Annotated in this window: 23 protein-coding genes and 1 pseudogene; 12 read left to right on the plus strand and 12 right to left on the minus strand. The window is 73.4% G+C overall.

What is annotated here, in order from left to right:
• Positions 1 to 16: 16 nt before the first annotated feature.
• A complete protein-coding gene (locus tag ABR738_RS06485) occupies positions 17 to 922 on the minus strand; it encodes a universal stress protein (protein ID WP_350229011.1) in 906 nt (301 codons plus the stop codon).
• A 72-nt stretch (positions 923 to 994) separates the two neighbouring features.
• Positions 995 to 2,095 carry an L-cysteine desulfhydrase Cds1 gene (gene cds1 / locus ABR738_RS06490; RefSeq protein WP_350229012.1) on the minus strand — a complete coding sequence of 367 codons (1,101 nt, stop codon included), beginning with the start codon at positions 2,093 to 2,095 and terminating at the stop codon, positions 995 to 997.
• 218 nt (positions 2,096 to 2,313) lie between these two features.
• Between cds1 and ABR738_RS06495 the strand changes: the two genes are divergently transcribed.
• Together ABR738_RS06495 and ABR738_RS06500 are read left to right on the plus strand one after the other, a co-directional pair.
• Complete coding sequence (locus ABR738_RS06495) at positions 2,314 to 2,643, plus strand: hypothetical protein (RefSeq protein WP_350229013.1); 330 nt, start codon at positions 2,314 to 2,316, stop codon at positions 2,641 to 2,643.
• A gap of 153 nt (positions 2,644 to 2,796) precedes the next feature.
• Positions 2,797 to 3,318 carry an ATP-binding protein gene (locus ABR738_RS06500; protein ID WP_350229014.1) on the plus strand — a complete coding sequence of 174 codons (522 nt, stop codon included), beginning with the start codon at positions 2,797 to 2,799 and terminating at the stop codon, positions 3,316 to 3,318.
• An 89-nt stretch (positions 3,319 to 3,407) separates the two neighbouring features.
• On the opposite strand, the gene ABR738_RS06505 is transcribed toward ABR738_RS06500, so the two are convergent.
• Positions 3,408 to 3,698: an SHOCT domain-containing protein gene (locus ABR738_RS06505; RefSeq protein ID WP_350234451.1), complete on the minus strand. Its 291-nt coding sequence runs from the start codon at positions 3,696 to 3,698 to the stop codon at positions 3,408 to 3,410.
• Between the two features lie 191 nt (positions 3,699 to 3,889).
• Here ABR738_RS06505 and ABR738_RS06510 point away from each other — a divergent pair, with 191 nt between their 5' ends.
• The 4 genes and pseudogenes from ABR738_RS06510 to ABR738_RS06525 all read left to right on the plus strand — a co-directional run bounded on the left by ABR738_RS06510 (position 3,890) and on the right by ABR738_RS06525 (position 6,398).
• Positions 3,890 to 4,462 carry a TetR/AcrR family transcriptional regulator gene (locus ABR738_RS06510; RefSeq protein WP_350229015.1) on the plus strand — a complete coding sequence of 191 codons (573 nt, stop codon included), beginning with the start codon at positions 3,890 to 3,892 and terminating at the stop codon, positions 4,460 to 4,462.
• A 46-nt stretch (positions 4,463 to 4,508) separates the two neighbouring features.
• A pseudogene (locus ABR738_RS06515) lies at positions 4,509 to 4,886 on the plus strand ((R)-mandelonitrile lyase); the annotation flags it as partial.
• A 64-nt stretch (positions 4,887 to 4,950) separates the two neighbouring features.
• Positions 4,951 to 5,520 (plus strand): DUF4865 family protein, encoded by a 570-nt coding sequence (locus tag ABR738_RS06520; protein ID WP_350229016.1) that lies wholly within the window; start codon positions 4,951 to 4,953, stop codon positions 5,518 to 5,520.
• Positions 5,514 to 6,398, plus strand: coding sequence for a phosphotriesterase family protein (locus ABR738_RS06525; RefSeq protein ID WP_350234452.1), 885 nt, complete (start codon positions 5,514 to 5,516; stop codon positions 6,396 to 6,398). Before ABR738_RS06520 ends, ABR738_RS06525 begins: the two co-directional genes overlap by 7 nt.
• On the opposite strand, the gene ABR738_RS06530 is transcribed toward ABR738_RS06525, so the two are convergent.
• Complete coding sequence (locus ABR738_RS06530) at positions 6,386 to 7,606, minus strand: ROK family protein (RefSeq protein ID WP_350229017.1); 1,221 nt, start codon at positions 7,604 to 7,606, stop codon at positions 6,386 to 6,388. The genes ABR738_RS06525 and ABR738_RS06530 overlap by 13 nt on opposite strands.
• Before the next feature lie 151 nt (positions 7,607 to 7,757).
• Between ABR738_RS06530 and ABR738_RS06535 the strand changes: the two genes are divergently transcribed.
• On the plus strand, positions 7,758 to 8,972 hold the full coding sequence (locus tag ABR738_RS06535; RefSeq protein WP_350229018.1) for an MFS transporter: 1,215 nt from the start codon (positions 7,758 to 7,760) through the stop codon (positions 8,970 to 8,972).
• Positions 8,973 to 9,024: 52 nt separating this feature from the next.
• Here ABR738_RS06535 and ABR738_RS06540 read toward each other — a convergent pair whose 3' ends face one another.
• Complete coding sequence (locus ABR738_RS06540) at positions 9,025 to 9,426, minus strand: MarR family winged helix-turn-helix transcriptional regulator (RefSeq protein WP_350229019.1); 402 nt, start codon at positions 9,424 to 9,426, stop codon at positions 9,025 to 9,027.
• 161 nt (positions 9,427 to 9,587) lie between these two features.
• On the opposite strand from ABR738_RS06540, the gene ABR738_RS06545 reads away from it, so the two are divergent.
• Complete coding sequence (locus tag ABR738_RS06545; protein WP_350229020.1) at positions 9,588 to 9,875, plus strand: DUF6332 family protein; 288 nt, start codon at positions 9,588 to 9,590, stop codon at positions 9,873 to 9,875.
• On the opposite strand, the gene ABR738_RS06550 is transcribed toward ABR738_RS06545, so the two are convergent.
• The 3 genes from ABR738_RS06550 to ABR738_RS06560 form a co-directional block, all read right to left on the minus strand.
• Complete coding sequence (locus ABR738_RS06550) at positions 9,836 to 10,501, minus strand: response regulator transcription factor (protein WP_350229021.1); 666 nt, start codon at positions 10,499 to 10,501, stop codon at positions 9,836 to 9,838. The genes ABR738_RS06545 and ABR738_RS06550 overlap by 40 nt on opposite strands.
• The gene (locus tag ABR738_RS06555; RefSeq protein ID WP_350229022.1) at positions 10,498 to 11,877 is read right to left on the minus strand and encodes a sensor histidine kinase; all 1,380 of its coding nucleotides are present in this window, start codon (positions 11,875 to 11,877) and stop codon (positions 10,498 to 10,500) included. The genes ABR738_RS06550 and ABR738_RS06555 overlap by 4 nt, the downstream gene beginning before the upstream one ends.
• A 62-nt stretch (positions 11,878 to 11,939) precedes the next feature.
• The gene (locus ABR738_RS06560) at positions 11,940 to 12,638 is read right to left on the minus strand and encodes a TetR/AcrR family transcriptional regulator (RefSeq protein ID WP_350229023.1); all 699 of its coding nucleotides are present in this window, start codon (positions 12,636 to 12,638) and stop codon (positions 11,940 to 11,942) included.
• Between the two features lie 166 nt (positions 12,639 to 12,804).
• Here ABR738_RS06560 and ABR738_RS06565 point away from each other — a divergent pair, with 166 nt between their 5' ends.
• Entirely contained in the window at positions 12,805 to 13,269 is a 465-nt protein-coding gene (locus ABR738_RS06565) for a nitroreductase family deazaflavin-dependent oxidoreductase (RefSeq protein WP_350229024.1), read from the plus strand.
• Positions 13,270 to 13,508: 239 nt separating this feature from the next.
• Here ABR738_RS06565 and ABR738_RS06570 read toward each other — a convergent pair whose 3' ends face one another.
• Positions 13,509 to 14,774 (minus strand): geranylgeranyl reductase family protein, encoded by a 1,266-nt coding sequence (locus ABR738_RS06570; protein WP_502964040.1) that lies wholly within the window; start codon positions 14,772 to 14,774, stop codon positions 13,509 to 13,511.
• A 176-nt stretch (positions 14,775 to 14,950) separates the two neighbouring features.
• Here ABR738_RS06570 and ABR738_RS06575 point away from each other — a divergent pair, with 176 nt between their 5' ends.
• Positions 14,951 to 16,315 (plus strand): dipeptidase, encoded by a 1,365-nt coding sequence (locus tag ABR738_RS06575; RefSeq protein ID WP_350229025.1) that lies wholly within the window; start codon positions 14,951 to 14,953, stop codon positions 16,313 to 16,315.
• Between the two features lie 92 nt (positions 16,316 to 16,407).
• Positions 16,408 to 17,118, plus strand: coding sequence for an MBL fold metallo-hydrolase (locus ABR738_RS06580; protein ID WP_350229026.1), 711 nt, complete (start codon positions 16,408 to 16,410; stop codon positions 17,116 to 17,118).
• Here ABR738_RS06580 and ABR738_RS06585 read toward each other — a convergent pair.
• Entirely contained in the window at positions 17,077 to 18,117 is a 1,041-nt protein-coding gene (locus ABR738_RS06585) for an NUDIX hydrolase (protein ID WP_350229027.1), read from the minus strand. The genes ABR738_RS06580 and ABR738_RS06585 overlap by 42 nt on opposite strands.
• Positions 18,118 to 18,358: 241 nt before the next feature.
• Here ABR738_RS06585 and ABR738_RS06590 point away from each other — a divergent pair, with 241 nt between their 5' ends.
• Entirely contained in the window at positions 18,359 to 18,535 is a 177-nt protein-coding gene (locus tag ABR738_RS06590; protein WP_350229028.1) for a DUF8839 family protein, read from the plus strand.
• Between the two features lie 34 nt (positions 18,536 to 18,569).
• Here ABR738_RS06590 and ABR738_RS06595 read toward each other — a convergent pair whose 3' ends face one another.
• Entirely contained in the window at positions 18,570 to 19,493 is a 924-nt protein-coding gene (locus ABR738_RS06595; RefSeq protein WP_350229029.1) for a phosphatase domain-containing protein, read from the minus strand.
• A gap of 268 nt (positions 19,494 to 19,761) precedes the next feature.
• Positions 19,762 to 20,715 carry an ROK family protein gene (locus tag ABR738_RS06600; RefSeq protein WP_350229030.1) on the minus strand — a complete coding sequence of 318 codons (954 nt, stop codon included), beginning with the start codon at positions 20,713 to 20,715 and terminating at the stop codon, positions 19,762 to 19,764.
• Between the last annotated feature and the right edge of the window lie 22 nt (positions 20,716 to 20,737).

Consider the following 20,737-nt stretch of genomic DNA (forward strand, 5'->3'; position numbering starts at 1 on the left):
CGGGCCACGGCCCGGCTCAGGCGTCGCCGTGGACCGGCACCACCGCCACCGGGCACTCCGTGTGGTGCAGCACCGCGTGGGCCACCGAGCCCATCAACAGGGCGCCGGGCGCCAGCCGTCGGCGGTGGCGGCCCACGACGATCAGGGCCGCCGAGGCCGAGGCGTCCACGAGATGGCCCGCCGCGTCGGCGGGCGCGATCACGGGGTCCACCTCGACGCCGGGAAACCGCTCTCGGAAGCGGCCTAGCCGGTCGCTCTGTTCGCGTGTCACATCACGCTCGGCGCCCTCGTACTGGTCGCGGTCGAGTGCCGCAGGCGGGAACTCGCCCGCGACCATCAGCGCGGCCGGGGGCGGCCCGGGGCAGGCGGTGATCACCTGGAGCGGTACACCCCGGGCCGCCGCCTCCACGAAGGCGAACTCGATCACCTCGTCGGCCGTGTCGGCGAGGTGGAGCCCGAGCACGACGCGCCCGGCCGTCGGCTCGTCCTTCCCGGTGCGGGCCAGGCGCGGCACCACGACGACCGGGCAGGGCGCCCGGGTGGCCACGGCCAGGCTGTTGGAGCCGAGCAGGAGGCTGGCGAAGCCGCCGCGCCCGCGCGAGCCCATCACCAGCATCCGCGCCCCGGCGCCCAGCGCGTGCAGCGCGTCGGGCACGTCGCCCTCCAGCGAGTCGTAGCGCACCGAGGGCAGTCCGTCGCGGCCGGACAGCGCGGCGCGGACCCGGTCGGTGACCGGGTCGTTGAGTTCGGGACCGGGCCCGAGCGCGGACCTGCGGGCCGCCCAGAGCTGGGTGGAGTCGGGCAGGACGTGCGCGATCACGAGCTCGGCGGCCAGTCTGCGGGCGGTGGGAACGGCCCATTCAAGGGCCCGCAGGCTGTGGTCGGATCCGTCTACGGCGACGGCTACCGGTCGCGTGTCCAAACGTCACCCTGGCACGCGCCGGGGGGCGGCGCACGGGCAGCGATCGCGCCGTGGCCGGACGACAGCGGTCCGTCAGTGGGCGGACCACACCCCGCTCGCGAGGAACGTGTCCAGTGTCGCGGTGTACGGCGCGATGTCCATGCCCTGTTCGGCGAGCCACGCGTCGGAGTAGTACTTGTCGAGATACCGGTCGCCCGGGTCGCACAGCAGGGTGACGACGCTGCCGGTGCGGCCCTCGGCGACCATCTCCGCGACGATCCTGAGCGCGCTCCACAGTCCGGTGCCGGTGGAGCCACCGGCCTTGCGGCCGATCGCCTTCTCCAGGGCGCGGACCGCCGCGACGCTCGCCGCGTCCGGGACCTTCATCATCCGGTCGATGGCCCCCGGCACGAAGCTGGGCTCCATGCGGGGCCGGCCGATGCCCTCGATCCGCGAGCCGCAGTCACTGGCGGCGAGCGGGTCGCCCTGGGTCCAGCCGTCGAAGAAGCAGGAGTTCTCCGGGTCGGGCACGCAGATCATCGTGTCGTGCTGCATGTAGTGCACATAGCGCGCGATGGTGGCCGATGTGCCGCCGGTCCCGGCCGTGGCGACGATCCAGGCCGGTTCGGGGAAGCGCTCCAACTTCAGCTGCTGGTAGATGGATTCGGCGATGTTGTTGTTGCCGCGCCAGTCGGTGGCCCGTTCCGCGTAGGTGAACTGGTCCATGTAGTGGCCGCCGGTCTCGGCGGCGAGCGCCGCAGACTCCTCGTACATCTTCATCGAGTCGTCGACGAAGTGGCACTGGCCGCCGTGGAATTGGATCAGCCGGCACTTCTCCGGGCTCGTGGTGCGGGGCATGACCGCGATGAACGGCACGCCGATCAGCTTGGCGAAGTAGGCCTCGGAGACGGCGGTCGAGCCGCTGGACGCCTCGATGACCGGCTTGCCCGGCCGGATCCAGCCATTGCACAGGCCGTACAGGAACAGCGAGCGGGCCAGGCGGTGCTTGAGGCTGCCGGTGGGATGGGTGGACTCGTCCTTCAGATAGAGGTCGATGCCCCACGGCTCGGGCAGCGGAAAACGCAGGAGATGGGTGTCGGCGGAGCGGTTGGCATCGGCCTGGACCTTGCGGACGGCCTCCTTGAGCCAGGCCCGGTACTGCGGATCGCTCCGGTCCACATCGATGGTTTCCATGCCACTCCTCGTCCTGTGTGCGTGCCGCCCCCACTCCCGACAATACCGCTCTCACCTGCACAAACGTTCCCTTTGAGCATCCATAGGAGTGGCTTGTGGGACGCGTGGTGAGCACTGGACGACGCTGGCGCGGACCCGATCCCCTTCGCACCCTGGTGCGTAGGCTCGTCGTTGTGCAGACTGCCCAGGAGGAACGGTGCGAAGGGGGCCGGACGGTCATGGCGGAACCCGAATTCAGTGCGAAGGGCGTACGGATCGAGCGGTGGACGCGTTCGCTGACGAGAGCCGGTGAGGTGCTGATCAAGGACGGTCGGCTCGCCCTGCTCACCAGCAACGGCCGCGAGATCGACAGCGCGCCCGTCGACACGGTCAGCGCGGCGCGGCCCTGGCTGCCGTGGCTCGCGAAGGAGGACCGGACGGTGGCGCGCCTGAACGGCACGCGCTACCGGCTGACGATGGGCGGCGAGGCCGGCCGGTCGCGCGGGCCCGATCTGTCCCGGCGCTTCCTCCAGGCCATCCGGCAGACGACCCATGGCGCGCACCCCTGAGACGCGTGCGGCCCGGGGGGCGCGAGTTGCGGACGGCCCACCCCTGGTTCACGCTGGTGTGACATCACTGAGGGTTTACCGGCGGTGACGCTCTGAGTAAGGCCGCCGCCGGACCAGACAGCTACTTCCGGACCTAATCGGGGAGTCGCAACCGTGATCAGCCAGCCAAGCAGGCAGTGCACGGTGGAGCTCCAAGCCCTGCCGTCGCGGATCGGACAGGTCCGCAGAATCGTATCGGCGCAGTTGCGCTACTGGCATCTGGATCCGTTGATAGACGAGGCGGCGCTCTGCGTCACCGAGTTGCTGACCAACGTCCACCGGCATGCCGAGCCGGACAAGATGTGCACGGTGGAGATCGAGCTGCTGCTCGACCGGCTCACCATCTCCGTCCACGACCACGACCCCACACTCCCCTCGGTGCGCAAGGCCGACACCCTCGCCACCAACGGCCGCGGGCTCTCCCTGATCGCCGCCGTGAGCGAGGCGTGGGGGGTGCGCCCGCTGGGCGAGTCCGGCAAGACCGTGTGGTTCACGCTCGCCGCCCCCTCCCCGTCCGTGGCCCTGCCTCCGTACCCGCTGTACGAGCCCACGGCGACGCCCGCCTTCACGGAGAGCCGCCCGCGCCCGGTGCGCGAGCGGGTCAAGACCGCCGCGCGCTCACCGGTCGCGGGCTGAGCGGACGGGCGCGACGGGCCGGTGCGGGCGCCGTCGCGCGGCGCGTGTTCGCGTCTCCCCTCAGCGCTGCGGCCCGCCCCCGGTGACGCTCATGCCGCGCCTTTGCGCGACCCCGTGAGGTTGCTCCGTCCGAAGTGTTCCTCGAGGACGGAGATCCGGCGCCAGTACTCCTCCTCGTCGATCTCGCCCGCGGCGAACCGTCGGCCGAGCACGGCGAGGGGTGAACGCTCGTCGACGGGCGGGCGCCACAGCCCCGGGCGGCCCCGCCATCCGGCGCGGCGCGCCACGGTGACGATGGTGAGGATCGCCGCCGCCCAGACCAGCGGGAAGAGAAGGGTCCAGGGCCCGGGCCCTGGTCCGCCATAGGCCAGTGTGTTCATCTCGGTCAGCTCCTCGGTGGGCATGGTCTGTTCCTCCTTCGAGCCTCCCGCCGCCGGGGGCCCGGGTCGTCGTACGGCTGGCGGCCGTCGGTCTACCCCCGCCGGAGCAGACCGGGCCCGGGTGCGTACTCCCTCTTCCTCCCCCTCTCCCGTCCTCCGCCTCCGGCCCTCTGGATTCTGTACCTACTGGTATGTACAGTGGGCCCATGAGCACTTCGGAACGTCTGATCGCCGCCACCCGCGAGCTGTTGTGGGAGCGGGGGTACGTCGGGACCAGCCCCAAGGCCATCCAGCAGCAGGCGGGCGCGGGCCAGGGCAGCATGTACCACCATTTCGCGGGCAAGCCCGATCTGGCGCTCGCCGCGATCCGGCGCACCGCCGAGGAGATGCGGGCCACCGCCGAGGCCACGTTCGGCGGCGATGGGACCGCCTACGAGCGCATCGAGGCGTATCTGCTGCGCGAGCGCGACGTGCTGCGCGGGTGCCCCGTCGGGCGCCTCACGATGGACCCCGAGATCATCGCCGACCCAGTGCTGCGCGCGCCGGTCGACGAAACGCTCGACTGGCTGCGCGGCCGGCTGGCCGGGATCGTCCAAGAGGGCCTGGACCGGGGCGAGTTCGCGCCCTCCATTGTCCCGAACGAGATCGCCGCGACCGTGGTGGCGACCGTCCAGGGCGGCTATGTGCTGGCCCGCGCATCCGGCTCGCCCGACGCGTTCGACGCGGGAGTACGCGGCCTGCTCTCCCTGCTGGCGCCGCGGTAACCCTTTTTTACTCTCCGTCAACTCTCCCTGACAGGACGGCTGTTACGTGCACATCACCCGGCAACGCCCCGACACCGCGACCGGACCGTCCGAGCACTTCACCGGCGCGGTGTGGCTCGACGAGATCGCGGGCCCCCAACTGCCCTCCCCGCTGCGGATATTCAGCGTCCACTTCGCGCCGGGCGCGCACACCGCCTGGCACCGCCATCCGCACGGCCAAGTGCTCCATGTGACCGAGGGCGAGGGTTTGGTGCGGCGCCGGGGCGGCGAGGCGGAACCGATCAGGGCGGGCGACACGGTCTGGATCGAGCCCGGCGAGTGGCACTGGCACGGAGCGGGGCCGCGCACCTTCATGACGCATCTCGCGGTCGTGGAGGCGGCCGCCGACGGCACGACCACCGAGTGGGGGCGCCATGTGGAGGCCGACGCCCACGTGGAGGCCGACGCCTGCCCGTCCGCGACCGGTCCCGCTTCCCGAGGAGGACGCCATGCAGGCCATGCAGTACGAGATCACCCTGCCCGCCGACTACGACATGGAGATCATCCGCAAGCGCGTCGCCACCCGGGGCCATCTCCTCGACGACTTCCCCGGACTCGGCCTCAAGGCCTATCTGATACGTGAACGCGCCGCCGGATCCCCCGTCAACTCCTATGCCCCGTTCTACCTTTGGGCCACCTCCGAGGGCATGAACGCGTTCTTGTGGGGACCCGGATTCCAGGGGATCGTCGACGACTTCGGGCGCCCTCGGGTACGGCACTGGGCGGGCCTCGCCTACACCGAGGGGCCCGCGTCCACGGCGGCGCCGGTCTGCGCGACCCGTCTGTGCGTGCCGGTCCCCGAGGGGGCCGAGCCGGGCGCTCTCGTGGCGCGCGAGGCGGCGGCGGACCCCGGACCGGGGGCGGTGTTGAGCGCCGTCGCCATCGATGTGAGCCGCTGGGAACTGGTGCGGTTCACGCTGTGGGAACAGAGCGACCCGCCGGCTCCCGGCGACCGTTTCCAGGTGCTGCGCGTGTCGGAGCCCGGACGCCCGGGCCTGCGGCAGGGGCGGCACTGGTGAGCGCGGTCCGCACGGTGCTCGGTGAGGTGGCGGCCGACCGGCTCGGTGTCGTCGACGCGCACGACCACCTCTTCATCCGCAGCCCGCTCCTGCCCGGCCAGGAGCTCGCCGACGTGGGCCGCGCGGCGGCCGCGCTCGGCGCGTTCGGTGAGCTCGGCGGTGGCACGGTGGTCCAGTGGACCCCGTACGGCATGGGCCGGCGCGTCGCCGAACTGCCCGCGCTCTCACGGGGCTTCGGGGTCCACGTCATCGCCGCCACCGGGCTGCACCAGGCCGCCCACTACCCGGACGAGCTGATCCGGCGCGTACGGGACCGGCTCACCGAGCTCTTCGTCACCGAGCTGACGGAGGGCATCGGCGCCACCGGGGTGCGGGCCGGGCTGATCAAGGTGGCGGGCGGGTTCCACGGCCTGGATGACCATGCCACGTTCACGATGCGCGCGGCCGCCGATGCCCACCATTTCACGGGGGCGCCGATCGCCGTCCATCTGGAGCTCGGCACCGGCGCGCTCGACGTACTCGACCTGCTGTGCGGTCAGTTGGGGGTGGCGCCCGGCTCGGTGATCCTGGGTCACCTCAACCGCTCCCCCGACTTCGCCGTGCACCGCCTGGCCGCCGAGGCGGGCGCCCACCTGGCCTTCGACGGGCCGTCGCGGGGCAACCACGCCACCGACTGGCGGATGCCCGAGGCGCTGGCCGCACTCGCCGACGCGGGGTTCGCCGACCGGCTGCTGCTCGGCGGCGACACCGTCACGCCGGACACCCCGGGCATGCCGTATCTGCTGCGCCGGGTGCGGCCCAGGCTTGCCCTGACGCTGGGCGATGAGCTGGTGGACCGTATCCTCGTCGCCAATCCGGCGCGGGCCTACGCCTGGTGAGCGAGCGCGGCCAGCGGGTCGTCGAGCACCGGCTGCCACGCCAACTCCGCTGCTCCGACCAGGCTGTTGTGGTCGAGGGAGCAGGCGAGGATCGGCACGCCGCCGCTCTGGCCCCACAGGCTGCGGTCCGCCACGACGGCGCGCAGCCGGTCCGGGTCGGCCTGGAGGAGCGCCTTGTGCAGGCCGCCGAGGATGATGCGGTCGGGGTTGAGGATGTTGACGAGTCCGGCGAGACCCAGGCCGAGCCGGTCGATCAGCTCCTCGGCGCCCCGGCGCACCGACACGTCCGCGTACTCGTGGCGCAGCAGGGCCCGTGACTGTTCGAGGAGCGAGACCTCGGGCCCGGGCGTGCGTCCGGCCGCCGTGAGGAAGGCGAGCGGGTCGGCCTCGACGTCGAGACAGCCCCGGCTGCCGCAGTAGCAGGGGCGCCCGTCGGGGTTGACGGTGAGGTGGCCCACTTCGAGGGCGAGGCCCGAACTCCCGGTGTGCAGACGGCCGTCGAGGACCAGGGCGCCGCCCACGCCCCGGTGGCCGGTGGCGACGCACAGCAGGTGCTGGGCGCCCCGGCCCGCGCCGTGACGGTGCTCGGCGAGCGCCGCGAGGTTCACGTCGTTGCCGGTGAAGGCGGGGCCGGTGATGCCTGCCGCGCGCACCCGTTCGGCGAAGATCTCCCGTACGGGGGAGCCGGCCGGCCAGGCGAGGTGGAGCGGGTTGAGCGCGGTGCCCTCCGGGTCGGCGACGGCCGAGGGCACGGCCAGGCCCGCGCCCACGCAGCGACGGCCGCTGCCCTCGAGCAGCGCGGCCCCCGCCTCGACGACGGCGCCGAGCACCTGGGCCGGGTCGGCGGAGACGATGACGCAGCCGGGGTCGGTGGCGACGATCTCACCGCCGAGGCCGACGAGCGCGGCACGGAAGCCGTCGGCGTGCACCTGGGCGGCGAGCGCGACGGGTCCCGCCTCATGGACGGCGAGCCGATGGGAGGGACGGCCCTGGGAGCCGGCCGCGGCGGGGCGCGAGTCGACCTGGATGAGGCCGAGCGCCTCGAGTTCGGCGGCGACGGCACCGGCGGTGGCGCGGGTGACCCCCAGTTCGGCGGTGAGGACGGCGCGGGTGGGCGCGCGGCCGGTGTGCACCAGCTCCAGGGCGGGTCCGAGCGCGCCACGGCCCCTGTCCAGCCTGCTCCGGGTGGTGGTCGCCTTGCCGTTCATGGGGGCGAGTCTCCCATGATCCTCGGCGGAAGCCGCCCCTGCGCCCTGGCCGCACATCGGGGACGCGGCGGCGCGGTGAGGCGGCGCCGCCCCCGAAGGCACCCGGTCCCGCCGGTTGAAGCGCCCCCCGTACTGCCCCTATCCTGAGTTTGTGCCGCTACTAAACAAAGTACGGACGGCCGCTCCGGGGGGCCAAGGCTCAGACACCGCCGCACCCACCCTGTTCCGCCTCCGCTCCGCCCTGACCGTTTTCTTCGCACTCGACGGCTTCCTCTTCGCCGGCTGGGTCGTCCGCATCCCCGCGATCAAGCAGCAGACCGGGGCCTCGGCGGGCGAGCTCGGGCTCGCCCTGCTCGGGGTCTCGGCGGGCGCGGTGGTCACGATGGTGTTCACCGGCCGGCTCTGTCACCGCTTCGGCAGCCATCCGGTGACCGTCGCCTGCGGCGGCCTGATGGCCCTGGCCATCGCGCTTCCGCCTGCGACCCACTCCGCGCTCGCGCTCGGCCTGGTGCTGCTGGTGTTCGGCGCCGCGTACGGCGGGGTCAACGTGGCGATGAACAGCGCCGCCGTCGACCTGGTCGCGGCGCTCCGCCGCCCGGTGATGCCCAGCTTCCACGCGGCGTTCAGCCTCGGCGGGATGGTGGGGGCGGGCGTCGGTGCGCTGGTGGCCGGCGCGCTCTCCCCCGCCGCGCACCTGCTGGCCCTCACCGGCGTCGGGCTGGTGGTGACCGCGCTGGCCGGCCGGGTGCTGCTGCGGTATCCGGCGCCCGCGCCGGCGCGGACCGCGCACGCACCGGGACAGCGCCTGGCCGGACGGGCCCGGCGCCTGGTGCTCCTCTTCGGCCTGATCGCGCTCTGCACCGCCTACGGCGAGGGCGCGATGGCGGACTGGGGCGCCCTGCACCTGGAGCAGGACCTGGCGGCGGCGCCGGGCGTCGCGGCCGTCGGCTACTCGCTGTTCGCCCTCGCGATGACGGCCGGCCGGCTCTCGGGCACCGCGCTCCTGGAACGCCTCGGCCAGACCAGGACGCTGGTCGCCGGCGGCCTCATGGCCTGTGCCGGGATGCTGCTGGGAGCGCTCGCGCCGAACGTCTGGCTCGCCCTGGCCGGCTTCGCCGTGATGGGTCTGGGACTCGCCAACATCTTCCCCGTCGCCGTCCAGCGGGCCGGCGCGCTCGCGGGGCCCGGCGGGGTCGCGGCGGCGTCCACGCTCGGCTACGGCGGCATGCTGCTCGGGCCGCCTGCGATCGGCCTGATCGCCGAGTGGGCCTCGCTGCCGGTCGCCCTGACCACGGTCGCCGCGCTCGCGGCCGGTGCCGCGCTGATCGGCTACACGGCCCGCCACGCGACGGCGTCCCAGAACTGAACCGGGCGGCGGCCCCAACGCGCTTCGTTTGCGCGGGAGTTGGGGGGTTCTGCTAACCCGGGCGCTGGGTGAGCATCCGGGCGAGCACCGCGCGTTGGAGCGGCAGCACCCGCGCGTGACGGGCCCGGCCGGACTCGGTGATCGACACGCTCACGCCGCGGCGGTCCTCGCTGCACATGCCCCGCGTGACCAGGCCGTCCTTCTCCAGGCGTCCGATCAGACGGGACAGCGCGCTCTGGCTCAGATGGATCCGTGAGGCCAGCTCCTGCACCCGCACCGCGCGGCCCGGGTCGCCCCCGCACCCCTCGGCCAGTACATCCAGGACCTCGAAGTCGCTGGCGCCGAGCCCGTGGGCGTGCAGCTCGCGGTCGAGTTCGCAGGTCGTGCGCGCGTGCACCGCGAGAAGGTCCCGCCACTCCTCCACGAGCAGGCGCTCGGGCTTGTCAGCTGCCATGGCGGCACGGTAGCAGAGCCGGACGCTTTTGTTGCGGGAGCATTAAATGCGTACGCATTCAATGCGCGCACATGTAACGTGCTGGGGACCGGCACTCGGGGGGAGGGGCGGCCGAGGGGCGCCGGTTGCCCCTCGGCCGCCCCTGCTGTGAAACTTCGCGCATGGGGACACGGAGCCGGGCCGAGCGGGACGCCATCACCATCGAGCTCGGATACGCGCTGGCCAGCGCCCTGTTCGCGGCGGCCGTAGTGTTCGGCGCCATCGCCGGAGCCGGTTACGCCCTCGAACTGCCCCACCCCCTGCGGCGGGTGCTGCTCCTGCTCGGCGGCGGCTGCGCCCTCGTCGTGTTCGTATGGCGCACCGTGCACGTCCTGTGGCGCTTTCCCCACGCCGGGGGCCTCGGTCCGCGTCAGCCCAGCCAGCCGGGGCGCACGAGCCCCGACTCGTAGGCCAGCACGACGAGTTGGGCCCGGTCGCGGGCGCCGAGCTTGACCATCGCGCGGCTGACATGCGTCTTCGCGGTCAGCGGACTGACCACGAGCCTGCGGGCGATCTCCTCGTTGGAAAGTCCGATGCCGGCCAGCGCCATCACCTCGCGTTCCCGGTCGGTCAGCGCCGCCAGGGCGTCCGCGGCGGCCGGCTCCTTCGAGCGCGCGGCGAACTCGGCGATCAGGCGCCGGGTCACCCCGGGAGACAGCAGCGCGTCGCCCCCGACCACCGCGCGCACCGCCCGCAGCAGCTCCTGCGGTTCGGCGTCCTTCACCAGGAAGCCCGAGGCGCCCGCGCGGATGGCCTCGAAGACGTACTCGTCCAGCTCGAAGGTGGTCAGCATGATCACTTTCACCTCCGCGAGCTCCGGATCGGATGTGACGCGCCGGGTCGCGGCGAGGCCGTCGAGCCGGGGCATCCGGATGTCCATCAGCACGATGTCCGGGCGCAGTTCACGCACCAGGTCCAGCGCCCGCTCGCCGTCGTCGGCCTCGCCCACCACCTCGATGTCGCCCTGCGCGTCGAGCAGCGCCCGGAACCCGGCACGCACCAGGAGCTGGTCGTCGGCGAGCAGGACGCGGATCACGAGGGCTCCTCGGGTTCGTCGGCGGACGGGTGCCGGGCGGCGGGGCCGCCGGTCAGCGGAAGCCGGGCGCCGACCCGGAAGCCGCCGTTCGGCAGCGGCCCCGCGTCGATGGTGCCACCGAGCGCGGCGGCCCGCTCGCGCATCCCGATCAGACCGTTGCCACCGCCCTGCTCCCCACCGTCGTCGGGCCGTGCGGCGGAGGGCGGCCCCGCGTCCTCGACGCTCAGCACGAGGGCGCCGGGTTCGTAGCCGAGCGTCAGCTGCGCTGTGCGCGCGGCGGAGTGGCGTACGACGTTGGTGAGGGCTTCCTGGACGATCCGGAAGGCGGCCAGATCGGTGCCCGGCGTGAGCGCGCGGCGCCGGCCGCTCGTCGTGGTCCGCACGGTCAGCCCCGCGGCGGCGGCCTGTTCGAGGAGTTCGGGGAGCCGGTCGAGTCCTGGCGCCGGGGAGCGCGGCGCGTCCCCCGGCGTGCGCAGCGTCTCCAGGACCTGGCGCACCTCGCCCAGCGCCTCCTTGCTCGCGGACTTGATGGTGGTCAGGGCGGTGCGGGCCTGCTCCGGGTCGGAGTCGAGGAGGGCCAGGCCGACGCCGGCCTGGACGTTGATGACCGAGATGCTGTGGGCCAGCACGTCGTGCAGTTCGCGGGCGATCCGCAGCCGTTCCTCGTCCGCGCGGCGACGGACGGCGGCGTGCCGCGCGGCCCGCTCCCTCAGCCACTGCTCCCTTCGGACCCGGACCAGTTCGGCCAGCGCGAGGATGGCCACCGCCCAGGCGGCGATGCCCAGTTCCTGGCCCCATGGCGCCGGGGAGTCCCCTCGCGGCGGTAGCCAACGGTAGAGCCAGTGCGCGATCAGGAGGTCGCCGAGCCAGAGCATGCCGACCGCGCCCCACGCCTGGCGGCGGTGCCCGGCCACGACCGCGGCGAAGCAGCCGACCGCCACGGGCAGGAAGACCGGCCCGTAGGGATATCCGGCGCCGAGGTAGACAAGGACGGCGGCCGAGGTGGCGAACACGGCGAGGACGGGGTGGCGCCCGCGCACGATCAGCACCCCGCAACTGGCGACGAGCAGCAGCACGGCGAAGGCGTCGAGCGGGGCGCGGCCGTGCTGGGCGAGGGCGGCGAAGCGGCTGCCGGCCAGGACGAACACCGTGAGCGCGGCCGTCGACACCCAGGGCGGCCGGGCGGAACGGCTTTCCTCGGCGAACGGTCCCCACGGCCGGCCGCGCGGCCCCCACGGCGGGCCCCCGCGCCGCCGGGGCGGGGGGCCGCCGTGGCGCCGGGGCGGGGGGCCGCCGTGGCGCCGGGGCGGGCCGTCGTCGTGGCGCCAGGGCGAACCGTTCCGGCGGGCGGCGCGCGGTGGCTGCTCCTCTTCCATACCGGCCACGCTAGACCGGCGCCTCCGGCCGGGGCGTCCGCCGGACGAGGTGATCGCGGGTACTACGCCGGGAGTACCAGGCCGACCGAGAAGGCGAGCTGTTCGGCGGCGTGCGTGAAGAACGCCTCGCGGTCCTCGACCACTCGGTGGAACTGGCCGAACGCCTCGAAGGAGATGAGGCCGAACAGCTGCGCCCAGGCCGCCACGAGCGCGACGGCCACCGCGGGCGGCAGGTCGGGGGCGAGGTCCGCGGCCATCCGCCCGGCCTCGGCACGCAGCGGCGCGGCCAGCGGGGGCAGCGCGATGCCCTTGCCGCGCTGGGCGTCCCGCACGATGGACAGCAGCACCAGGCCGACGCGCGAGGCGGGGCCCACGGTCGCCTCGGGCGCGGTGTAGCCGGGCACGGGGGTGCCGTAGATGAGGGCGTACTCGTGGGGGTGGGCCAGCGCCCAGGCGCGTACCGCGCGGCAGACGGTGATCCAGCGGGCCTTGGGCGCGGCGGCCTTGCGCTGCTGGGCGTGGGCGAGCTCGGCGGCTTCGCCCACGGCGTCGTAGGCGTCGACGATGAGGGCGGTCAGCAGGTCGTCCCTGCTCGGGAAGTAGCGGTAGAGCGCCGAGGAGACCATGCCGAGTTCGCGGGCGACGGCGCGGAGGGAGAGCTTGGTCGCGCCGTCGGCCGCCAGCTGCTTTCTCGCCTCGTCCTTGATGGCCGCGGTGACTTCGATCCGTGCCCGTTCGCGGGCTCCCTGCACGGTGCTCATGGCACCAGTCTGCCAGCTTGGAGAGCACCGGCCAAGAACGCGATCAATGCACACGAAAGAGATCGGTGAACCTTTTCGAGAGCGGTGCTCTTGATTCTGAGCACCGCGCGGGTGCACACTGCTCACGAATGAGAGCACCGCTCTCTCAGCCTCAGGGAGACGCCCGATGTCCGCATCCGCAAGCCCGCACGTGCAAAAGCCCGGCTGGTTCACCGTCAACGTCCTCAACCGGGCCGTCACCTGGATGACCCGTCGCGGCGTCAGCGTCTGGGGCTCGCGCGTCCTCGCCGTCCGTGGCCGCAAGAGCGGCGAATGGCGGCGCACCCCGGTCAACCTGCTGACCGTCGACGGCGCGCACTATCTGGTGGCGCCGCGCGGGCACGTCCAGTGGACGCACAACATGCGCGCGGCCGGGGGCGGCGAGCTGCACCTGGGCGAGAAGACCGAGGTGTTCACCGCCGTCGAGATCGCCGACGACGACAAGCCCGCCCTGCTGCGCGCCTACCTCACGCGTTGGAAGGCCGAGGTGGGCGCCTTCTTCGACGGCGTGGGGCCGGCGTCGAGCGACGCGGAGCTGCGCCGCGTCGCCCCCGACCACCCGGTCTTCCGCGTCACCATCACGACCCCGTGACACCTCTCGGGCCCGCGTCGGCCACGTGACCGCGCGGCGCGGCGGGAACGCGGCGTGGCGGGAACGCGGCGCTCGGCGCGGGCCCGGCCCCAGGGGCACGGCGCGGGCGCGGCGCTCGGCGCGGGCCCGGCCCCAGGGGCACGGCGCGGGCCCGGCGCTCGGCGCGGGCCCGGCCCCAGGGGCGCGGGGCAGGCGCGGGCCCCGGCTCCTGGCCCCGGCTCCCGGCCCCCCGGGCGCACTCAGCGGTCGACGGTGTCCAGGGCGCGCCGCGCCATCGGGTGCGTACGGACCAGGCCCGCCAGGGTGGTGGCGCCGCGCGTGATGTCGGCGAAGGCCTTCCAGGCCGGGCGCAGACCGGTGATCGCGGCGTGCAGCAGCAGCGGGCGCTTCTCGAAGAGCGACAGCATCCTGCGTCCCACCGCCATCTCGACGCCGAGGCCGGCCTTGATGGCGAACGCGTAGTTCAGGGCCTGCCTGCGGGCGTCCACTGCGTCCTGCGACTCGGCGATGCGCACCGCCCACTCCCCCGCGAGCCGGCCCGAGCGCAGGGCGAAGGAGATGCCCTCGCGCGTCCACGGCTCCAGCAGGCCCGCCGCGTCGCCGCAGACCAGGACCCGGCCACGGGAGAGCGGCGAGTCCTCGCTGCGGCAGCGCGTCAAGTGGCCCGAGGAGATGGCCGGTTCGAAGCCCGCGAGACCGAGCCGGGCGATGAAGTCGTCCAAGTAGCGCTTGGTTGCGGCGCCTTCACCCCGGGCCGAGATCACGCCGACGGTCAGGGTGTCGCCCTTGGGGAAGACCCATCCGTAACTGCCGGGAAGGGGGCCCCAGTCGATGAGCACCCGCCCCGCCCAGTCGTCGGCCACACTCGGCGGCACCGGGATCTCGGCCTCAAGGCCCAGGTCGACCTGGTCGGTCTTGACGCCGACGTGTGCTCCTATGCGGCCCGCGCTGCCGTCGGCGCCGACCACGGCGCGCGCCAGGACGGTCTCGCCGTCGGCGAGGATCACGGCGACGGTGCGGCGGTCGGGGACGGCCGAGCCGTGCTGCTCCACCTTCGAGACGGTGACGCCGGTGCGGACCACGGCGCCCTCCTTCTCGGCGAGCGCGACCAGGCCCGCGTCGAACTCGGGCCGGTTGATCAGGCCGAACAGCATCTTCTTGGACCTGCGGGTGCGGGTCAGCTTCCCCTTCAGGGAGAAGGTGACCGCGTACACCCGGTCCTGGAGGGGGAGCTCGAAGCCGGGGGGCAGCGCGTCGCGCGAGGGGCCGATGATGCCGCCGCCACAGGTCTTGTAGCGCGGCAGCTCGGCCTTCTCCAGGAGCAGTACCTTGCGCCCCGCCGAGGCCGCCGCGTGGGCCGCCGATGCTCCCGCCGGTCCGGCGCCGACCACCACGACGTCCCAGACGGGCTCAGTGGCCGGATCCGTCACCGGCTCGGCGGCGGGCTCGCCCTGGTGCTCCCCCAGGGGTCCGTCCGTGCCGGCGTCTGCGTTCTCGCTGCTCACGATGTGCCTGTGCTCCCCATCAGACCAGTGCCCGTGTTGACGACCGCATCCTACGGGGCAGTAGCCCCGCCTTCCTGTCCTGGCCCGTTGTGGCAGGATCGGCCATATCTTCGCGGTACACACATGTGCACCAACGTATGTGTACCTACAACGTCGCACCCACGAGGAGCGTGCCCATGACCGCACATCCGATCGCCGAGACCATCGCCTCCCTGATGCCCCGCGCCAAGGCGGAGCTGACGGAGCTGGTCGCCTTCCAGTCGGTGGCGGACGAGGCGGTGGCACCCAGGAGCGAGTGCGAGGCCGCCGCCAACTGGGTGGCCGACGCGCTGCGCGCCGAGGGATTCCAGGACGTCGCGCTCCTCGACACCCCCGACGGTTCCCAGTCGGTGTACGGGCTGCTGCCCGGCCCCGCCGACGCTCCCACGGTCCTGCTCTACGCGCACTACGACGTGCAGCCCAAGCTGGACGAGTCCGCGTGGGTGACCCCGCCGTTCGAGCTGACCGAGCGCGACGGCCGCTGGTACGGGCGGGGCGCCGCCGACTGCAAGGGCGGGTTCATCATGCACCTGCTCGCGCTGCGCGCCCTCAAGAGCAACGGCGGTGTCCCCGTCTCGGTCAAGGTGATCGTGGAGGGCTCCGAGGAGCAGGGCACGGGCGGCCTCGAACAGTACGCCGAGGCGCACCCCGATCTGCTGACGGCGGACGCGATCGTCATCGGTGACACCGGCAACTTCCGGGTCGGTCTGCCCACGGTGACGGCGACGCTGCGCGGGATGACCATGATCCGCGTGAGCGTCGAGACCCTGGAGGGCAATCTGCACTCGGGCCAGTTCGGCGGCGCCGCACCGGACGCGCTCGCCGCGCTGATCCGCGTCCTGGACTCGCTGCGCGACGAGCACGGCCAGACGGTGATCGAGGGCCTTGCGGCGGACGCCGCGTGGGACGGTCTGCAATACCCGGAGGAGGAGTTCCGGCAGGACGCGAAGGTCCTTGACGGCGTGTCGCTGCCCGGCACCGGCACCGTCGCCGACCGCATCTGGGCCCGCCCGGCCGTCACGGTCATCGGCATCGACTGCCACCCGGTGGCAGGGGCCACGCCGTCCATCCCGGCGAGCGCCCGCGCGCAGATCAGCCTGCGGGTGCCGCCCGGCCAGGACGCGGCCGAGGCGACGAAGCTGCTCTACGCCCACATCGAGAAGCACGTGCCGTGGAACGCCCGGGTCACCTTCGAGCAGGTCGGCCAGGGCCAGCCGTTCCGCGCGGACATCACAAGCCCCGCGTACACCTCGATGGCCGAGGCGATGGCGGTGGCCTACCCGGGTGAGGAGATGCAGTCCTCCGGCATGGGCGGCTCCATCCCGCTGTGCAACACCCTGGCGGCGCTCTACCCGCGGGCGGAGATCCTGCTGATCGGCCTCAGCGAGCCCGAGGCGCAGATCCACGCGGTGAACGAGAGCGTGTCCCCCCAGGAGCTGGAGCGCCTGTCGGTCGCGGAGGCCCACTTCCTCATCAACTACGCCCGGTCCAAGCGCGGTTGAGTCACAGTCGGCGGTGAGGTTACGCGCTCGGCGGACATCGCCGTGAGCGTAGATCCAGGTGGCGGACGGCGTCGGGGACGTACGTTCGCCCCATGGATCTCCTTCCCGTCCTCCCCCGGCTGCACATGTTCCGCTTCGCCATCGGCCAGGCGTACCTGTGGCGCGACGACGACGGCCTGACGCTCATCGACGCGGGTGACGTGAACGCCGCACCGGCCATCGAGGACGCGGTGCGCGGCCTCGGGCTCGATCCGGGCGCGATCCGGCGGATCGTGATCACGCACGGCCATCGCGACCATTACGGCGCGGCGGGGGAACTCGCCGCGCGGTACGGCGCCGAGGTGGTCGCGCACCGGCTCGACGCGCCGGTGATCCGGGGCGAGGCCCCGACGCCCGAGCCGGTGCTCCTGGACTGGGAAGTGCCGTTGTACGAACACGCGCTGACGGTCCCTCAGGCGCCGCCCACCCGGGTGGACCGCGAGGTGGGCGACGGGGACGCGCTGGGCTTCGGTGACGGCGCGTTCGTCGTCCACTCCCCCGGCCACACCGACGGATCGATGGCCATCCATCTGCCGCGCCACGGCGTGCTGTTCACCGGGGACGGTGTGGCCGGGGTGGGTCAGGTGATGCTGGGCGTCTTCAACACCGACCGGGAGCGGGCGCTCACCTCCTTCCGCCGGCTGGCGGCGCTCGGCGCGGACACCGTCTGTTTCGGGCACGGCGACCCGCTGACGAAGGACGCGGCGTCCGTCATGAGGGCCTCAGCCGACCGGGACTCCGGCCTCCAGATTGAGCACGGTTGACCGCTCCCGCGCGCGCAGCGCCCAGCGAAGCCGCTCGAACCGGGCGGGCGGCAGCAGTCCCGCCGCCTCCCGCTCGCTGACGAAACGCCAGCCGCGCAGTTCGGCGCCGGGCAGCAGCACCTCACCGGCCCGCGCGCTGTCGAGCGTGCCGCCGTCGAAGAGCAGCCGCAGGCCGCCGAAGCCGGGAGGCCGCGGCGGCTCCCAGTCGATGACCAGAAGGCGCGGTACGCGCTCCAGCCGGACACCCAGCTCCTCCTCGACCTCGCGGACACCGGCCCGCGCCGGGGCCTCACCGCGCTCGACGACACCGCCGGGAAACTCCCAGCCCGGCTTGTAGGTGGGGTCGACCAGGAGCACGCGGTCCTGTTCGTCGAAGAGCAGCACCCCGGCGGCCAGCGTCTCGGCGGTGGGCTCGGGGGTCTGCACGATCGCGCAGGCGCGGGCCGCCCCGGAGCGGACCGCCTCGGCTATGCGCTCGGCGCTCTCGCGGGGCGTGAGCACACTGTTGTCGACGGCGTGGGCGTCGGCGGCGATCCAGCCGAGCGCGCGCCGGAAGGGCTCGATGTGCTCATACGCCCATTTGCGGACCCGTTGTTCGTCGGCCTCCGCGTCTTCGGGATACTCCACGCGGGCCGCTATCCGCGCCCGCAGGATCGTTTCCTCCTGAGTGAGCACCACATGCCGTACGGGTATGCGGCGGGAGGCGAGCCCACCGAAGATCTCATCCCGGTACTCCTGTCTCAGGAGCGTCATCGGCACCACGAGTACGCCGCCGACCTCGGCGTGCAGCGCGGCGGCGCCCTCCACCACCAGGCGCCGCCAGATCGGCAGGTCCTGGTAGTCGCTGACCTGCGCGAGAAGTTTCTGCGGCAGCAGATGCCGTAGCGCCCCGCCCATCACCTCGGGGTCGTAGAACGTGCTGTCCGGGATCAGGTCGATCAGTTCGCGCGCGGTGCTCGTCTTGCCCGCGCCGAACGCACCGTTGATCCACACAATCACGGTTCCCCCTCTTCGTAGCCCCCAGTGGACTGCCCGCAACACCCTGCCACTAAATCGCGTGGGCGGCCGGGCCCTCCTCGGTCACATCACAACTGTGGCCGGGCCGTTGCCTGCCGCCTGCCACCATTCGGCCGCGCTTCGCGTCCTGGTGTACGAGCACCGGCCACGGGGGGCCGTAACGCCGACGGCGCGGGCGTCGTTGTGCGGGTGCCCAATGAGACGAACAAGGGGGTGCGACGAAATGCGTCGTACGGTACTGGAACGATTTCCCGCGGGCGACCCGCGCGGTCACTGGACCGCCGAGGCGTTCGCCCACGACCGCAGGAACGAAGGCCTGGCCGCGGAGGTCGTGATGGACCTGGAGAGCGACGCGTTCCTGGTCGTCGTCACGCAGTCCGTGCCCGAGCGGGTCGGCTGAGACCGCCCGGCGCCGGGCCGCGCCGCGCGCCCGGTCAGAAGGCGCCCGGAGCCACCTGCCAGGCGGGCAGCCCCAGACGGCGCCACACCGCGACCACACGGTCGCGGTCGTCGAGGCCGACCCGCACGCGGTAGCGGTGGCGGACGTACGCGTCGAACAGCTCGGCCTTCACGACGTCGTCACGCCGCAGATCGCCGGAGGGCCGCATCCACAACTCGTCGTAGGGCACCTCGTGCGTGGCGAGCCAGGCGCGGGTCACCGCCCGGAAGTCCTCGCTCCGGCCCGAGAGCAGCACGATCCTGTCCCCGTGCGTCTGCCGGAAGGCGATCAGGGCGTCGCGCACGGGCCCGTTGAGGCCGTCTTGTCCGCAGCGCGTGAAGTCGTACGGATGGCGGTGCGCGCCGAGGGCGAGCGTGCCGTCGATGTCGCACAGCACCGCGCTGGGCAGCGACGCGCCCGGGGTGTACGGCTCGGCTCCGGCCAGGGCCGCTGTGTCCTCGAGCCAGGCGGCCGTGAGCCGCCAGCCGGCGCGTACCGCCTGGGCGTGCCGGGCGGCCAGACGGCGGATGACGGCGTCACCGACCGGCCTGGCGCGGGCCGCGTCGCGGCGCAGGCACTCCTGGAGGGGCACGCCGGTGAAATCGTGCACCACGAACCGCGCGCGCCCCGCCACGGCTGCCTTGAGACGCCCCGGGACGCGCGGAGTGAGATGGGTGTTGTCCACGACGACGTCGAAACCGGCGGCGATGGTCTCGCGGACCGACGCGTCCTGCACGGCGAGCACGCTCCGTTCCGCGGCCCGCGACCAGCCGCGCCCCTCGCTGCCGGGGTCGAACATGGCGCGCAGGTCATCGAGGCTGACACGGCGGCACCGGCCGCCGGCGGCCGCGACGAGTTCGCGTGCGGCGGTGGTCTTGCCCGACGCGGGCAGTCCGGTCATCACGTGCACGGTGGTCATGGCGGGGCCGGCTCTCTCCCGAGGGCGCCTGCACGGGCCGACGGCTCACGGCCGGGTGCCCGCGCGGCCTGCCCGGGTCATGCCCGGGTCATGCCCGGCGAACCGGCCGGGGATGCCGGAACACGCCGGACCGTGCCCTGCCCGTCGCCCGGCCCCGCGGTGTGCGCCCCGCGATGGAACGCGGTCGCGGCGGCGGGACGCCAACGTCCGGCGGCGCGACCATCACCGCGCGGCCACCCAGCCGCCACCAAGTACCGGGCGGCGCGCGTCACTTGAGGAGTGCCGCCTCGGGCGAGCGCCGCGCCGAGGCCGCCGCGGCCGCGCCCACCAGGCCCGCGTCCGTGCCCGTCAGGGCCGGCGCCACGGTGAGGCGCTGGACGAAGGAGAGCGTGGCGTAGTCGCGCAGCGCCCGGCGCAGCGGGCTGAAGAGGACGTCGCCCGCGCCGGCCACTCCCCCGCCGATGACGGCGATGTCGATCTCGACGAGCGTCGCGGTCGCGGCGATCGCGGCGGCCAGCGCCCGGGCGGCGCGCTCGAAGGAGGCGAGGGCGACCGGGCCTTTGGACCGGGCGGCGCGGGCGACGGCGGCGGCCGAGGTGTCGCCGTCGGGACCCGGGCGCCAGCCGTTGTCCAGAGCGCGGCGGGCGATGTTGGGACCACTCGCGATCCGTTCCACACAGCCGCGTCCGCCGCAGGGGCAGGTCTCGCCGTCGAGGTCGACGCTGATGTGGCCGATATGGCCCGCGTTGCCTGTGGGGCCCGGGCGCAGCTTGCCGTCGAGTACGAGGCCGCCGCCGACGCCGGTCGACACGACCATGCACAGGGCGTTGTCATGGCCCCGGGCGGCGCCGAGCCAGTGCTCGGCGGCCGTCATCGCGACGCCGTCGCCGACCAGTTCCACATCGAGCCCGCCGGTCACCGCGCGCACCCGCTCGACCAGCGGAAAACCGCGCCAGCCAGGGATGTTGACGGGACTGACCGTCCCGGTGGAGGCGTCCACGGGTCCCGCGCTGCCGATGCCGACGGCGCCCGTACGCTCCCACCACGGGGACCCGGTCAATTCGGCGATGACCTCTTCGGCCGCGCGCATCACCGTGTCGCCGTCCTCATGGGCGGGGGTCGGCCGCTGTGCCCGCAGCAGGATGCGGCCCCCCGCGTCCACCAGGGCTCCGGCGATCTTGGTGCCGCCGATGTCGAGCGCGGCGACGAGGTCGGTGTGCATCGAGGTCGGATCTCCTCGTGAG

The organism is Streptomyces sp. Edi4, from assembly GCF_040253615.1.
Classification (GTDB): domain Bacteria; phylum Actinomycetota; class Actinomycetes; order Streptomycetales; family Streptomycetaceae; genus Streptomyces.